Origin of the sequence: Streptomyces sp. NPDC127190, assembly GCF_042672505.1 — a bacterium.
Taxonomy (GTDB): domain Bacteria; phylum Actinomycetota; class Actinomycetes; order Streptomycetales; family Streptomycetaceae; genus Streptomyces.
In genome coordinates, this window is record NZ_JBHXVE010000029.1 from 80,084 (window position 1) to 93,964 (window position 13,881).

Sequence of the window (13,881 nt, forward strand, 5' to 3'; positions counted from 1 at the left end):
ATGTGAGACTCTAGCGTCGCGGTCATGACCACCAGCACCGCACCCCCGGCGACAGAGATCCCCTGCCCACCCGTATGGCGCCGCCGCGCTGCTCTGGCGGTACTGACCGCGTGTGTGTTCGTCGTGGGCACCGCCGAGTGGGTCATGGTCGGGCTGCTGCCGCGGCTGTCGGCCGACTGGCACCGTCCGCTGCCGGCGGTCGGTTCCCTGGTGACCTGGTACGCCCTGGTGGTCACCGTCGCCGGGCCGCTGGTGACGGTGGGGATGCTGCGGCTGGCGCGGCGCCGGGCGCTGCTGGTGCTGCTGGGTGTGTTCGTCGTCGGCAACCTCGCCGCAGCCCTGGTGGGCAGCTTCAACGCCCTGATGGCGGCCCGGATGCTGACCGCGCTCACGCATAGCACGGCCTTCGCAACGGCGATGGTGATCGCGGTGGGTATGGTGCCGGCGGCCCGCCGCGGCCGTGCCGTCGCCGTCGTGACGGCCGGCTGGAATCTGGCCACGGTCCTCGGCGCACCGCTGGGCACCTGGATCGGCGACCACTACGGCTGGCGTACGACCTTCTGGGCCATCGCGGCTCTCGCCACTGTCGTGCTGTGCGGCGTGGCCGCCCTCGTCCGGACGCCGGTGCCGTACGAGACCGCTCGTCCGGGGGGCGAGGTGCGGGGTCTGCTCCGGCCCAGGGTGGCCCTGGTGCTGGCGATCATCGTGGTGGCACAGGGCGGTCTGTTCACCGCCTACACCTACATCGCGCCCTTGTTGCAGCAGATCAGCGGCTTCACCCCGGCCGCGGTCACCACCCTGCTCGCCCTGTTCGGGCTGGGTGCGGTCGGCGGCAACATCCTCGGCGGCCGGCTGACTGACCACACCCCGTGGGCCGGGCTGTGTTCCCTGCTGCTCGGCCTGGCCGGTGTCCTCGCCGCGTTCAGCCTGACCAGCCGGATCCGGTGGACGGCCGCCGTCACCGTACTCGTCCTCGGTGTGATCGCGGCCGCCCTCATCCCGTTGTTGCAAGACCGGGCACTGGCCGCCGCCCCGGACGCGCCCACCCTGGTCACCGCGATCAGCGCCTCCGCATTCAACCTCGGCGTCGCCGGGGGCTCCCATCTCGGCGGCCGCGCCCTCACCGCCGGCCTCGGCCTGACCGATCTGCCCTGGATCGGCGCTCTGCTCGTCGGCGGCGCCGTACTCGTCGCCGCCGCAACCGTCCACCACCACCGCACCAGCCGGCAGTGATCACGCACTGCCGGAAGCCAAGGAGAAGAAACGACCATGTCCCCTGCTCTGCCAACCTCCCGCCTCGGCCGCATCGTGCGCGGCACCGGCCCCGGCCTGCTCCTGGCCCACGGTGCCGGCGGCGGCATCGACGCCAACTACGGCCCCATCATGGACGCCCTGACCGCCCAGCACACCGTGATCGGCCCCGACTATCCGGGCACCGGCCGCACCGAACGCGCCGAGGCGCCGCTCACCCTCGACGGCCTCGCCGATGCCCTGGTCGCCACCGCCGTCGAAGAGGGCCAGGACACCTTCGCCATCGCCGGATACTCGCTCGGCAGCCCGGTCGCCATCAGGGCCGCCACCCGCCACCCCGACCGGGTCACGGCCCTCGTCCTGACCGCCGGCTTCGCCCACCCCAACCCGCGTTTCCTCCTCGCCGCCACACTGTGGCGCGACCTGCTGGGCGCCGGGGACCTGGAGCAGCTGGCCGCCTTCCTCTCGTTGCTCGGACTCAGCGCACCGGCCCTGGACGCCCTCGGCCAGGACGACCTGGACACCGCGCTGAAGACCACCGCGGCCACCATCCCACCCGGCACACCTGAGCACCTCGACCTGCTCAACCACGTCGACGTCCGGGCCGACCTCGCCGCGCTGACCGTGCCGACCCTCGTCATCTCCACCACGCTCGATCAGCTCGTGACCCCGCACCACCACCGGCAACTCGCCGAAGCCATCCCCGGAGCGCGCTACGCCGAACTCGCCACCGGGCACCTCCCGTTCGTCGAGCAGCCCGAACAATGGGCCACCCTCATCTGCGACTTCCTGCGCGACAGCCACATCTGACGGCCGTTGACCGGCTGCCGGCGACCTCCACTGTGGCGTCGCCGGCAGCCGGTCCTGTCTTCAACGGATCCTTTGCGCACAGCACAGCGACGCGTCCGGCCTCTTGGCGGCGCGTCCGTGTCGGCGCCTACGGACGCAGGTGACTGAGGCCGTCGAGGATGAGGTCGAGTCCGAACTCGAACTCGTCGGCGAAGTTGAACCCTGTCTTCGCCAGCTCTGTGACCACCTCGGCGAGGTAGGGGTAGTCGTCGATCTCTGACGGTTGCCGGTCGGCGATGGCTTTCCGTCGTCGCGCCGCCTCGGCCGGGATGTCGCCGGCGAGGGTCTTCTCCTGAAGGGCGAACCCGTAGATGTAGGCGTCCATCAGGTTGTAGGCGTGCACGGCCACGGGGAACGGGAAGCCCGCGTCGCGGCGGAGGCAGCGCATCACGGCGTTGTGGTGGCACAGGTTCGCCGGCCCTGGAGTGCCTGTCTCCATCCGGCCGACCGCCCACGGGTGACGGAGCAGCGCCTGCCGCATCGACGAGGCGCGTGTGCGCAGAGCGGTACGCCAGTCGGCGTCCTCGGGCATCTCGACCTCGGCGAAGACCAGGTCGACCATGCCGTCGAGCAGCTCATGCTTGTCCGCCACGTGCTTGTAGAGCGCCATGGGTACGACGCCGAGCCGGGCCGCCAGCCTGCGCATGGTGAGCGCGTCGAAGCCGCCCTCATCCGCCAACTCGGCGGCCGCACGCAACACCTTGGCGCGGTTGAGCCGCTCCCGGCCGACGGCTGCGGCGCTGTCCTGCATCTGGGTCCTCTTCGGCCTGACCGATCTCCAGCCTTGACAGGTGTACACGGTACACCTAATTTGGCCGCAGCAAAGGTGTACGTCGTACACCTCATGGAGGAGGCACAGCATGAGCTCGACGCCAGGACGCATCGGGACGAAGCAGCCCCTGATGACCATCACCGCCGCGAGGCTCACGCGGGCCGCTGGAATCTCTGCCGCGATCGCCGGACTGCTGTTCATCGGCGTGCAGGTCAACCACCCACCGATGGATGTCTCCTCGGTCACCACCACCGACTGGGCCGTTCGCAGTGCCGCAAAGGCGCTCATGGCCGCACTGGCGCTTGCCGGCATCACCGGCATGTACCTGCGTCAGGTCCGGCAGACAGGGATCCTCGGCTTCATCGGCTACTCGCTGTTCGCCGCCGGCTATCTGCTCATGCTGAGCGTCGAGGTCGTCGCAGCCGCGGTTCTCCCCTCGCTGGCGCACACCTCGCCCCACTACGTCCACGACGTCCTTGCCGTCGCCTTCGGCGGCACCGCGACCCATGGCATCGGAGCCATGCAGACGGTGTTCGTCCTCAGCTCCATCGGCTACCTTGCGGGCGGCTGCCTGTTCGGCATCGCGCTGTTCCGGGCGCGCGTACTCGCACGGTGGGCCGCGGCCCTCCTCTCCGCCGGCACCGTCGCCACCGTCGCGCTCGCGGTACTTCCGGAGTCGTTCAACCGGCCGTTGGCCGTTCCGACCGGAGTGGCCTTGATCGGTCTGGGCATCTCGCTGTGGCGCAACCAGCGGACCACCGCCGGCGACAACCAACAGCCTCCCCGCGTCGATTACGCTGCCGCGTGATGCTCGGCGTGACTCCTGCTGCGCGTCATGGTCGGCGTCGGGGGTCTGCATCCCAGCGCTGGGAGTCGGCGAGGTGGAAGAAGGCTCCTTCGATCACGCCGGCCCGGCACCACACATCGCGGACCGCGAGCAGTTCGACCGCTGCTCCGGACGATTCCAGCAGCGGTGCGGCGGCAGAACGCCTGGGGTCCGCCCGGTAGGCAGCGAGATCCTCGCTGTGGGGAAAGGTGATGACGTGGGCCTCGACCTGATCGTCCAGAGTGCGCAGTCGTCGCTCAAGACGTCCTCCGTACTCGGCGACGGATAGAGTCGGGCAATGCCCGAGCTGAAGCGGCTGCACGCCGACCACGCCCCGGCGGTCCTGGCCTTCGAGCTGGCGAATCGCAGCTACTTCGCCACCTCGGTCTCCGACCGCGGCGACGACTTCTTCGACCGGTTCACTGACCGGTACAAGGCCCTGCTGGCCGAGCAGGAGGCCGGCATCTGCGCCTTCTATGTGCTCGTCACCGAGAAGGGCTCGGTACTCGGCAGGTTCAACCTGTACGACATGGAGGACAACACGGCGACACTCGGCTACCGCGTCGCTCGACAGGTCGCCGGCCGCGGCGTGGCGACCGCGACCGTCCAGGAGCTTTGCCGGCTGGCGGCGGCGCGACTCGGGCTGCGCACCCTGCGGGCGGCCGCCTCCCGCGACAACGTTGCGTCCCAGAGCGTGTTGACCAAGGCCGGGTTCGTCCCGGTCGGCCCGGCCGCCCCCTCCGACCTCGGCGGCAAGTCAGGCACCTGGTACGAGCGCGACCTTCAGCAGTAAAGCGTCACTGCCTTGAACTGGTCATGGGTGTCGCATTGCCTTGTGGCCCGGTTTCCCCCGGCAGCTTGGTGTTGAGAGGACCGGTATTATCGGGCAGCTTATTGGATGGGAGGATACTCTTGGGTGGGTTGGCCTTTTCAGCGTTTTGAATCGCCTGGTCTTCGGCTACAGAGACGACTCGGGCGCATGCAACTACTGCTCCGATCTCCGGAAGGTTCTCACTGGCATCGAGGACCAGCTGAACCGGGTGCCCGGCGCCATCCTGAGCGAGAGCAATAGCGACGCCAGTCCAATACTCGCCCGCCTGCTCAAATTTTACCGTATTCTTGGTCTCCTTTATGAATTTGTAGCCTAGCTTGGCCGCCAACGGCGCCCACTTAAGTTGGGCAAGGGCCAGTCCACACGAGATGGCTTGCTTCTGCACTTCTGGGCTATCTGTCGATACCCTCCCGGGAGTTCTCTTGGTTTCTGGGACGTTCGGGAAGGTCAGACGTCCAGTCTTGGGGTCGAGGTACCTGGATGTCTCATCACCGGTAGTGCGATGGTTTCCATTGTCCGAGGGGTTTGGCTGACTGGGTCCACCGTTGGGGGTGTTCGCGCCTCCGTTGTCGGAAGGGATGTTCGGGTGGCCGCCGTTGGACGTGCCGCTGTTGTCGGAGGGCTGGTTACCGGTCCCCGAGCCGTTGCCGCTCTGGTCGCCAGTGTCTGAGCTACCGCCTGAGTCGTCCCTGGGTATTTGTTGGACCGGCGCAGGAGACGGCATTTGGCCGTTTAGGGTTCATCTATTGAAAGGGCTACGACTCGGGTTCCGCCCCAAGGGGGTACGGTCCCCAGACCCATGCACGCCCTTCTTCTCCTTCATGCTCGTCGACACATGGGCCCTTCGGCCCACGTGCGGGCGAATGACTCAATGAGTCGAGCACCCGGGGTGCAGGTATTTGTCGAGCCCTCACTCGTTCTCTGCGGCGTCGGGATCGCGCAGCGGCGCAAGGCGCCAGGTAGTCAGGGAGCTGGAACGAGTAGCGGCCGAGCATATTGATGTAGTGCCGCACGAACGGCGACAGGCGGGCCACGTCCCGTCGCGGACGTCGACGCCTTCGGTGCGCAGTTGGTTGACCGCAGCGTCCATGTACCGGGTGTTGAAGAGTACGAGAGCGTCGCCGTGGAAGATCTTCCGGGCGAGGGAGTGGCGGCCCTCCTGGAGGTTGGCCTGGAGGTTGGCCTGGCAGCGGTAGCCGGGCTCGTCGGCCAGGCGCAGGATGTGGAGGGTCTTGGAGATCCGTCGGTAGTGGGCGATCGCGTCGCCGAGAGGGGGGCGCCCGTTCCGGAAGAGCATGCGGATGACGTCGTATGCGCGCACGGCGCCGGTGCGGACCGAGCCGGTGATCCGCAGGATGTCCTCCCAGTGGCGTTCGCTCTGGGCGAGGTCCACCCGGCCGCGGGCCGCCTCCTGGAAAGGCTGCTACGTCGTACAGGCCGCTGGAACCGCCTCCCCCACCACCCGCGACCAAACGCACGGGCCGGGGTCAGGTCATGCCGACCGCTCTGAACTCCCCGGCTCTGGGTACTCGCGTCCGCAACAGATGGTCGGGCGCATGTCGCAGCCCGGCCTGCGGGAACTCGAACAGACGGGAGGTGGCCACGGTGTCGAGCACGCACCCGCACCATGCCGGGTCCGGCCAGAGCGCGGACCGCGTGGGACAGGAGCCGGTGGGCGAGCTGGTGCAGCGGGCCTCGCAGCAGCTGACCGAGCTGGTGCGCGGCGAACTGCGCCTGGCGCAGGCGGAGATGAAGGAGAAGGGCAAGCGCTACGGCAAGGGCGGCGGTCTGTTCGGCGGCGCCGGCATGGTCGGCTTCCTGATGGCGCAGGCGCTGGTCGCGACCGTGATCGCCGCGCTGGCGGTGGCGCTGCCGGTGTGGGCAGCTGGGCTGATCGTCACAGCCGCGCTGGGTGTGATCGCCGCAGTGCTGGCCATGAGTGGAAAGAAGCAGGTCGACCGAGCCGCGCCGCCCATGCCCGCGCAGACGGTCGAGAACGTGAAGGCCGACATGGCCGAGATCAAGGAGAGCGCACACCGATGACCCAGCCGCCGCACGACGAACCCACCGCTTCCAGCCCCGAGGAACTGCGCGAGCAGGTCGAGCAGACCCGGGCCGAGCTCGGCGAGACGGTCGAGGCGCTCGCAGCGAAGACCGATGTCAAGGCGCGCGCCCAGGAGAAGGCCGCCGAGGTCAAGGAACAGGCAGCAGTCAAGGCCAGCGAACTGAAGGAGCAGGCAGCGGCGAAAGCCGACGAGTTGAAGGAGCAGGCCGCCCTGAAGGACGGGGAAGTGAAGGCGAAGGCTGCCGACCTGGCCCACCAGGCACAGGAACGGCTGCCCGACCCGGTCAGGGACAAGGCCGCCCAGGCCGCCGGGCAGGCCCGGGCCAAGGCCGCCGAGGCCGGCCGGCTGTGGCAGGACAAGACGCCCGAGCCGGTGCGCCGTACGACCGCTCAGGGGGCGCGGCTGGCGCGTGGCAACCGCGGGGTGCTGCTGGCCGCAGCGGGTGTGACCGTGGTGGTGTGGCTGGCCTGCCGCCGAAAGGGGTGAGCCGGGTGAAGGCGTCGAAGATCGCTTACAAGCCGGTCGGTCTTGCGCTCGGCGCCGTCAGCGGCATGGCCGCGGGAGCGCTGTTCAAGCAGACGTGGAAGATGCTCGGCCATGACGAGGACGCCCCGGACGCCACCGACGAAGAGCGCTCCTGGTACGAGGTGCTGCTCGCCGCCACGCTCCAGGGCGCGATCTTCGCCGGAGTCAAAGCGGCCGTCGACCGCGCCGGCGCCACCGCCGTCCGCCGCCTGACCGGAACCTGGCCCGGCTGACGCGTATGAGGAGTCGGGAGGGCTGGTGGAACACCACCACCGGCCCTCCCATCCCCCCGTCCAGGACCCGTACGAAGGGCCTCGCACAGTCATGTCAGATCATCATGCGGCTGCCGCGCTGACCGCCGCAGCAGTCACCGCCGCGATCCTGGTCGCCCGGGCAGTCGTCCTCCACCAGGGCGACCGGAGGTGGAACGGGCGCGTATCCGATCTCATGCGCCCTCGCATCGCACCTCGCTCCGCGAAGGCCACGCCACCTGCGGACGCGCTCTCGGACCCCGCCTCCTGCGCCGTGCGAGAGGCTGAAGCGCACATCCAGCACTGTTGGCAGCAACTCCACACCCGCGCCGACCCGTCCGAGTGACCCACGCAGGGGGCCCGTTTCAAGGACGGCTGGCACCGCTGACTACCTTCAGGCCCGTCGTAGACGAATCACCGACACGCACGCCCGGTCCGCCGCAGAGGATGCGGCGGACCGGGCGGCGGCCGGACGGCGCGGGCACCGCGGGCGCCGCGGGCGGCCTCAGCTCACCAGGGCCATCCAGGTGTTCGTGCCGACGACGCCGTCCGGGGTCAGTCGCCTGGACTTCTGGAAGGTGATCACGGCGTTCCGGGTTGCGGTCCCGAACCGGCCGTCCGCGGTGAGGGACGCGCCGTGGGCCTTCAGCTCTTCCTGGACCGCCTTCACTGCCGTACCGCTGTCGCCCTGCCGCACGGTGACGACCAGGCGCTGCCAGGTGTTCGGTCCGACGATGCCGTCGGCGGTCAGCTGCTGGCTCCTCTGGAACGAGACCACGGCGGCCCGGGTCCCCGCACCGAACTGCCCGTCCGCCGCGAGGGAAGCCCCGTGCGCGTCGAGCAGGTACTGCACGGTGACCACTTGGCGGCCTGTCTGGCCCTGCTGTACCAGAGGCCAGCTCGGGGCGGGCGGCGGAGGCGTGTAGTCGCCCAGGGCGAAGGTCTTCAGGTCCTTCAGGGTGCCGTTGAAGACGTCCTGGTCCCCCGGGAAGGGGCCGGAGTCGGCGGTCTGCCAGACGGTGTAGGTGTTCCAGCCGGCGGCCAGCGGGGTGGGCGTACCGGACTGGTTGACGATCCACAGCGGGACGGTGCGGCCGAACCCCCGGTAGTTGCCGGTGCAGGATGCCCACCAGCCGGCGGAGGTGTAGATCACCGGCTGGCGGCCCGCCCGTGCGCGGTACTCCTTCACGAAGGCCGCGATCCAGTTGGTCATGGCGCTGCGGCTGAGCCCCCAGCAGGCGTCGCCGTGCCCGTTGGCCTCGATGTCCAGGGCGCCGGGAAGGGTCTTGCCGTCGCGCTTCCACATGCCGCCGTGGGCCAGGAAGTAGTCGGCCTGTGCGCGTCCCCCGGAGGCGTCCGGGCGGGCGAAGTGGTAGGCACCGCGGATGAGTCCGGCGCCGGCCGCCCCTTTGTACTGCTGCGGGAAGTAGCTGTTGGTGTAGGTGATCCCTTCGGTCGCCTTCACATAGGCGAAGGCGGCGCCCATGGTGGCCGTCTTCTTCCAGTCGATCGTCGGGTTGTAGCCGCTCACGTCGAGCCCCCGCACCGATGCGGCGGTCCGGCTCGCCCCGGCCGTCGCGCTGGTGTCCGCGTGGGCCATGCCCGCGCCGCCGGCGCACAGGGCCGTCAGCGCGGCGACCGCCGCCGCACCGCGGGCCCGCCGCCCGGCTCTTGCCCGGGTGGCACCGCGCCCCTGGGGATACGTCATCGCTGTCTCTCCGTTCGTGTTCCGTGGTGGGTCAGGGCCTGCCCCTGCCGGATGTGCCGGCAGGGGCAGGCGGGGCAGCCGGGCGTGGCCTGCTACGGGCGCACCAGGCCGTAGAAGACGGAGCCGGACAGCGAGTAGCTCTTGTCGTAGACGCCGTAGCGGCCGGAACCGGCGGGATCGCTCGTGTTGCCCGAGATGACGCGCACGGTGGAGCCGTTGACCTGGTCGACAACGCCGATGTGGTACCGGTTGTGCGCGCTGCCGAAGATGATCAGGTCACCGGGCTTGGCGGACTTGAGGCCGCTGGTGCCGACCCACCTGTGGTGCTGGACGGCCCAGTCGTAGACGTTGGGCACGTACGTCATGAAGGGGATGCTGACTCCGGACTGCCGCCAGACCCACGTGGCGAAGGCCGCGCACCACTCGGTGCACACGCTGTACGGCTTGCCGGGAACGCACTGGTGGGAGTCGGCCGTGACCCCGATCTGGCTGCGGGCGGTCTTCACGATCTTGGTGCGGAGCGCCGATGTGGTGTGGCAGCTCTTGACGAGCCGCTCGATGCCCATGGCCTTCATCGTCTGCTCGCCGGCGATGCCGTCCGCCGACAGATGATGCTTGGACTGGTACTTCTTCACCGCGCTCGTGGTGCCGCTCCCGTAGTCGCCGTCGGCCTCCACCCCGGCCTTGGTCTGCACCTGCTTCACCTCGGAGGTGAGTCCGGCGAGCGTCTGCGAGCCGATGACCCCGTCGACGGCGAGGCACCGGTCGCTCTGGAAGGACTGCGTCGCCGCCTTGGTCCTGGGGCCGCCGACACCGTCCACCTGACCGGCGCCGTAGGCCAGGCCGTTCAGGTCCCGCTGGGCCAGCTTGATCTGGGTGGAGGTGGCAGCCGGCCGGGCGGCCGTCGAGACGGTCGCCGAAGCCGGGCCCGGGGCGGCCGCCAGGGCGCCGGTCGCGACCGCGGCGGTCAGCAGACCGAGAACGGCCCGCCGGGTGCGCCGCGCCGGGCGGGCGGCCGCAGGAGTGTTCTTCAGCATGTCCGGTACTCCTCGGGTTCAGGGAGAAGAGAAGGTGAACTCGGGAAGAGGGCGCCCTGCGTTGCGTTGCAGCTGTACGGCCATCGCCCTCGTCCCGGGCGGCGCCGGCCACTCCCCCGCAGCAGCCGGTCGCCACTTCGGTTCTACGGCAGGACACGTTGTCCGGTGTCGGTGAAGAGCCTTCGGACAACCGTCTCCGGACAAGTAGGCTCCCGGCGACGCTTCTCGAACCTTGGGGGTATCAAGTGCCGCGCAGAGAAAAGCCGTTGGAGGACGATGGCAGCGCACTGACCGGCTTCGCCGCCGAGCTGCGCCGGTTACGGGACGCGGCCGGCAAGCCCACCTACCGTCAGCTCGCGGCGGCGGCGCACTACTCGTCGACGACGCTCGCCGACGCGGCCGGCGGGAGGAAGCTGCCCACGTTGGAGGTCACACTCGCCTTCGTCCGGGCGTGCGGCGGCGACGAGGAGGAATGGAAGGCGCGCTGGCACGAGGTCGCCGCGGGTCTGGCCTCCACCTCGCCGCACGAAGAGGACGACGCGGGCCGGGAACAGGACCGGCCGTGCCCCTATGTGGGGCTGTCGGCCTTCCAGCCGGAGGACGCGGACCGGTTCTTCGGGCGGGAGAGACTCACGGACGACCTGGTCGCCCGGGTCCGCGCAGCCCGGTTCGTCGCCGTGTTCGGGGCGTCGGGATCCGGTAAGTCCTCGCTGCTGCGCGCCGGTCTGATCCCTCGTCTGCGCGAGGGTGATGCGGTCGGCGGTCCGGGTCTGCCGGTCCTGCTGTTCACCCCTGGAGCGCATCCGCTGGAGGAGTGTGCCGCCCGGCTCTCGGCCTTCGCCGGGGGCACGGCGTCTGCCCTGCACAGGGAGCTCGGCGCCGATTCCCGGTCCCTGCACCAGGCGGTCCTCCAGGGACTCGCCAGGGCGGACTGCCCCGACGACACGGATCTGCTGCTGGTCGTCGACCAGTTCGAAGAGATCTTCACCCTGTGCCGGAGCAAGGACGAACGGGACCGTTTCGTCAGCGCGTTGCTCACCGCGGCCCAGGCCGCCAACAGCCGTACCCGCGTGGTCATCGGTGTGCGCGCCGACTTCTACGCGAGCTGCTCCCAGCACCCCGAACTCGTGGCGGCTCTCCAGGACGCCCAGTTGCTGGTCGGCCCCATGTCGACGGAGGAACTGCGCCGCGCCGTCAGCCAGCCGGCGGTCCGCTCCGAGTGCGCCGTGGAGACGGCCCTGCTGGCCCGGGTCGTGGCGGAGGCCACCGGACAACCGGGCGTCCTGCCGCTGGTCTCCCATGCCATGCGGGAGACCTGGCTGCGCCGTCGCGGCAACACGCTGACGCTGAGCGGCTACGAGGCCGCGGGCGGCATCCCGCACGCCCTGGCCAACACCGCCGAGGCCCTTTACGAGCAGATGTCCGCCGAACAGCGCCGGCTCACCCGCTCCGTGCTGCTGCGGATGGTGTCCCTCGGCGACGGAACCGACGACACCAAACGGCCCGTGTCGCGCGAGGACCTCGGCCCGGACACCGGCGCCGTGCTGGACCTGCTCGCCCAGGCACGGCTGGTCACCCTGGACAGGGACAGCGCCGAAATCACTCACGAGGCGCTGCTGCACGCCTGGCCCAGGCTGCGCGGGTGGATCGACGAGGACCGGGCGGGTCTGCTGATGCACCAGCAGATCACCGAGGCGGCCGCCGTCTGGCAACGGCAGGGCCGCGACCCCGGTGCCCTGTACCGGGGCGGCGTGCTGGCTGCGGCGCGGCAATGGGCCGCCACCCGTGGCGACGGTCCGGCCACCGGCCCCCGGGTGGAGGAGTTCCTCGCCGCGTCCATCCGGCACGCGGGCCGTGCGGCACGTCTGCGCCGCGCCGGAATCACCGCCGTGTGCGTGCTGGCCCTCGTCGCGTCGGTGGCCGCCGGAGTGGCGTTCAAGAAGACCGCGACCGCCCAGGCCGAACGGAACAACGCCATCGCCGGGGAGGTGCAGACCGAGGCGAGCCAGTTACGGCAGACCGATCCCTCGCTCGCCGCCCAACTGGATATCGCCGCCTACCGCATCCGTCCGCGGCCCGAGCTGCAAACCGACCTGATCAGCGCCGCCGGCGCCCCGGTCTCCAGGGTCCTGCCCGCGGGAGACGGCACCGTGTTCGCGGTCGCGTACAGCCCCGACCACCGCACCCTCGCCGCCGGAGGCGCGGACGGGCGGATCCGGCTGTGGAACGTCGCGGACCCGACCCACCCGGTGCCGATCGGCCGTCCCGTCGACAGCCACAGCACGTGGGTCTACTGGCTCGCCTTCAGCCCCGACGGCCGCACCCTGGCGTCCGCCGGACGCGACCGCACGGTACGGCTGTGGAACGTCACCCACCCCACCCACCCCACTGCGTGGGGAGCGCCGCTGACCGGTCACAGCAGCTACGTCTTCTCCGTGGCCTTCAGCCGGGACGGGCACACGCTCGCCAGCGCGAGCGACGACGGTACGGTCCGGCTGTGGAACGTCGCGGACCCGGCGCACCCGCGGCTGCTCGGCCACCCCCTCAAGGGACACGACCACGGCGCCGTCGCCTCGGCCGCGATCAGCCCCGACGGGCGCACGCTCGCCAGCGCCGGTCACGATCACACCATCCGGCTGTGGAACATCACCGACCCCGCCAAGCCGCAGCGTCTGGGGCGGCTCACCGGCTTCCAGGACACCGTGTTCTCCGTCGCCTTCAGCCCCGACGGCCGTCTCCTGGCCGGCGCGGGCAACGACCGCACCGTCCACCTGTGGAACGTCACCGACCCGCGCGCACCCGTCCCGCTCGGAAAGCCCCTGGCCGCGCACGACGACACGGTGTACGCGGTTGCCTTCAGCCCGGACGGGCGGGTCATGGCCACCGCCGGAGCCGACCACACCGTCCGCCTGTGGAACGTCATGGACCCGTCCGCACCCGTCCCGCTCGGGCAACCGCTCACCGGGCACACCGAATACGTCTACTGGCTGGCGTTCAGCCCGGACGGGCACAGCCTCGCCTCGGCCGGCGCCGACCACACCGTCCGGCTCTGGAAGCTCCCGGACACCGTCATCCCGGACTCGAGCTACGTCAACACCGTGGCGTTCAGCCGGGTGCGGCACATCATGGCCAGCGGCAGCACGGACAGTACCGTCCGGTTGTGGGACGTCACCGACCCGGCACGGCCCACACCCCTCGGCCGCCCTCTGACCGGCCACACCAACGCCGTACGGAAACTGGCGTTCAGCCCCAGCGGGACGATCCTGGCCAGCGCCAGCCGGGACGGCACCATCCGGCTGTGGGACGTACGCGATCCCGCGCGCGCCAAGCTGCTGGGCAGTCCGCTCACCGGTCACCGGGGCGAGGTCAGCTCGGTCGCCTTCAGCCCGGACGGCCGGACGCTGGCGAGCGGAGGCAAGATCGACCAGCAGGTCCGCTTGTGGGACGTCTCCCGTCCGGCGCACGCGACCGGCATCGGTGAGCCGCTCACCGCGCACAAAGGAGCGGTCACCGCCCTGGCCTTCCGCCCGCAGGGGCACGTGCTGGCCACGGCCTCCGCGGACGACACCACCCGCCTGTGGGACGTGACCCACCCTTACCGGCCTGTGCCGCTGGGCCATCCCCTCGCCGCCCGAAGCGGCGGTGCGTACGGCGTGGCGTTCAGCCCCGACGGCCGGACCCTGGCCACCGCCAACGTCGACCACACGGTACGGCTGTGGAACGTCGCGGGCCCCCCCCCCCCCCCGGGGCCCCGGGGGGGCGCC

13 protein-coding genes and 1 pseudogene are annotated in these 13,881 nt (G+C 70.5%); 8 read left to right on the top strand and 6 right to left on the bottom strand.

From position 1 onward, the window contains the following. The first annotated feature begins 24 nt into the window (after nucleotides 1–24). Both ACFVIU_RS32650 and ACFVIU_RS32655 read left to right on the top strand, forming a co-directional pair. Nucleotides 25–1,233 (top strand): MFS transporter, encoded by a 1,209-nt coding sequence (locus ACFVIU_RS32650; RefSeq protein ID WP_385846965.1) that lies wholly within the window; start codon nucleotides 25–27, stop codon nucleotides 1,231–1,233. Nucleotides 1,234–1,269: 36 nt separating this feature from the next. After that, a complete protein-coding gene (locus ACFVIU_RS32655) occupies nucleotides 1,270–2,061 on the top strand; it encodes an alpha/beta fold hydrolase (RefSeq protein WP_385846966.1) in 792 nt (263 codons plus the stop codon). Between the two features lie 127 nt (nucleotides 2,062–2,188). Here the strand turns inward: ACFVIU_RS32655 and ACFVIU_RS32660 are convergent, their stop codons facing one another. Continuing rightward, nucleotides 2,189–2,851 carry a TetR/AcrR family transcriptional regulator gene (locus tag ACFVIU_RS32660; protein WP_385846968.1) on the bottom strand — a complete coding sequence of 221 codons (663 nt, stop codon included), beginning with the start codon at nucleotides 2,849–2,851 and terminating at the stop codon, nucleotides 2,189–2,191. Nucleotides 2,852–3,002: 151 nt separating this feature from the next. Between ACFVIU_RS32660 and ACFVIU_RS32665 the strand changes: the two genes are divergently transcribed. Then, complete coding sequence (locus tag ACFVIU_RS32665; protein ID WP_385846969.1) at nucleotides 3,003–3,680, top strand: hypothetical protein; 678 nt, start codon at nucleotides 3,003–3,005, stop codon at nucleotides 3,678–3,680. A 25-nt stretch (nucleotides 3,681–3,705) separates the two neighbouring features. On the opposite strand, the gene ACFVIU_RS32670 is transcribed toward ACFVIU_RS32665, so the two are convergent. After that, nucleotides 3,706–4,029 carry a hypothetical protein gene (locus ACFVIU_RS32670; RefSeq protein ID WP_385846970.1) on the bottom strand — a complete coding sequence of 108 codons (324 nt, stop codon included), beginning with the start codon at nucleotides 4,027–4,029 and terminating at the stop codon, nucleotides 3,706–3,708. Here ACFVIU_RS32670 and ACFVIU_RS32675 point away from each other — a divergent pair. Next, on the top strand, nucleotides 3,997–4,491 hold the full coding sequence (locus tag ACFVIU_RS32675) for a GNAT family N-acetyltransferase (RefSeq protein ID WP_385846972.1): 495 nt from the start codon (nucleotides 3,997–3,999) through the stop codon (nucleotides 4,489–4,491). The genes ACFVIU_RS32670 and ACFVIU_RS32675 overlap by 33 nt on opposite strands. Before the next feature lie 4 nt (nucleotides 4,492–4,495). Here ACFVIU_RS32675 and ACFVIU_RS32680 read toward each other — a convergent pair whose 3' ends face one another. Continuing rightward, nucleotides 4,496–4,915 (bottom strand): hypothetical protein, encoded by a 420-nt coding sequence (locus tag ACFVIU_RS32680; RefSeq protein WP_385846973.1) that lies wholly within the window; start codon nucleotides 4,913–4,915, stop codon nucleotides 4,496–4,498. A gap of 525 nt (nucleotides 4,916–5,440) precedes the next feature. Then, a pseudogene (locus tag ACFVIU_RS32685) lies at nucleotides 5,441–5,947 on the bottom strand (Tn3 family transposase); the annotation flags it as partial. 254 nt (nucleotides 5,948–6,201) lie between these two features. Between ACFVIU_RS32685 and ACFVIU_RS32690 the strand changes: the two are divergent. The 3 genes from ACFVIU_RS32690 to ACFVIU_RS32700 are packed head-to-tail and all read left to right on the top strand — an operon-like array spanning nucleotide 6,202 to nucleotide 7,354. Then, a complete protein-coding gene (locus tag ACFVIU_RS32690) occupies nucleotides 6,202–6,573 on the top strand; it encodes a phage holin family protein (protein ID WP_385846992.1) in 372 nt (123 codons plus the stop codon). Next, on the top strand, nucleotides 6,570–7,082 hold the full coding sequence (locus tag ACFVIU_RS32695) for a DUF3618 domain-containing protein (RefSeq protein ID WP_385846975.1): 513 nt from the start codon (nucleotides 6,570–6,572) through the stop codon (nucleotides 7,080–7,082). The genes ACFVIU_RS32690 and ACFVIU_RS32695 overlap by 4 nt, the downstream gene beginning before the upstream one ends. A gap of 5 nt (nucleotides 7,083–7,087) precedes the next feature. After that, the gene (locus tag ACFVIU_RS32700; protein WP_385846976.1) at nucleotides 7,088–7,354 is read left to right on the top strand and encodes a DUF4235 domain-containing protein; all 267 of its coding nucleotides are present in this window, start codon (nucleotides 7,088–7,090) and stop codon (nucleotides 7,352–7,354) included. A 523-nt stretch (nucleotides 7,355–7,877) separates the two neighbouring features. Here the strand turns inward: ACFVIU_RS32700 and ACFVIU_RS32705 are convergent. Then, nucleotides 7,878–9,080 (bottom strand): GH25 family lysozyme, encoded by a 1,203-nt coding sequence (locus ACFVIU_RS32705; RefSeq protein WP_385846978.1) that lies wholly within the window; start codon nucleotides 9,078–9,080, stop codon nucleotides 7,878–7,880. Nucleotides 9,081–9,172: 92 nt separating this feature from the next. Then, nucleotides 9,173–10,117: a peptidoglycan-binding protein gene (locus tag ACFVIU_RS32710; RefSeq protein WP_385846980.1), complete on the bottom strand. Its 945-nt coding sequence runs from the start codon at nucleotides 10,115–10,117 to the stop codon at nucleotides 9,173–9,175. A 266-nt stretch (nucleotides 10,118–10,383) separates the two neighbouring features. Here ACFVIU_RS32710 and ACFVIU_RS32715 point away from each other — a divergent pair. Continuing rightward, a partial coding sequence (locus ACFVIU_RS32715; protein WP_385846981.1) for a helix-turn-helix domain-containing protein occupies nucleotides 10,384–13,881 on the top strand: 3,498 nt, incomplete at its 3' end.

What these genes read in the sequence shown, in the direction of transcription:
- ACFVIU_RS32650 (WP_385846965.1), top strand. Translation starts at nt 25, where the DNA reads ATGACCACCAGCACCGCACCCCCGGCGACAGAGATCCCCTGCCCACCC.
- ACFVIU_RS32655 (WP_385846966.1), top strand. Translation starts at nt 1,270, where the DNA reads ATGTCCCCTGCTCTGCCAACCTCCCGCCTCGGCCGCATCGTGCGCGGC.
- ACFVIU_RS32660 (WP_385846968.1), bottom strand. Translation starts at nt 2,851, where the DNA reads ATGCAGGACAGCGCCGCAGCCGTCGGCCGGGAGCGGCTCAACCGCGCC.
- ACFVIU_RS32665 (WP_385846969.1), top strand. Translation starts at nt 3,003, where the DNA reads ATGACCATCACCGCCGCGAGGCTCACGCGGGCCGCTGGAATCTCTGCC.
- ACFVIU_RS32675 (WP_385846972.1), top strand. Translation starts at nt 3,997, where the DNA reads ATGCCCGAGCTGAAGCGGCTGCACGCCGACCACGCCCCGGCGGTCCTG.
- ACFVIU_RS32695 (WP_385846975.1), top strand. Translation starts at nt 6,570, where the DNA reads ATGACCCAGCCGCCGCACGACGAACCCACCGCTTCCAGCCCCGAGGAA.
- ACFVIU_RS32705 (WP_385846978.1), bottom strand. Translation starts at nt 9,080, where the DNA reads ATGACGTATCCCCAGGGGCGCGGTGCCACCCGGGCAAGAGCCGGGCGG.
- ACFVIU_RS32710 (WP_385846980.1), bottom strand. Translation starts at nt 10,117, where the DNA reads ATGCTGAAGAACACTCCTGCGGCCGCCCGCCCGGCGCGGCGCACCCGG.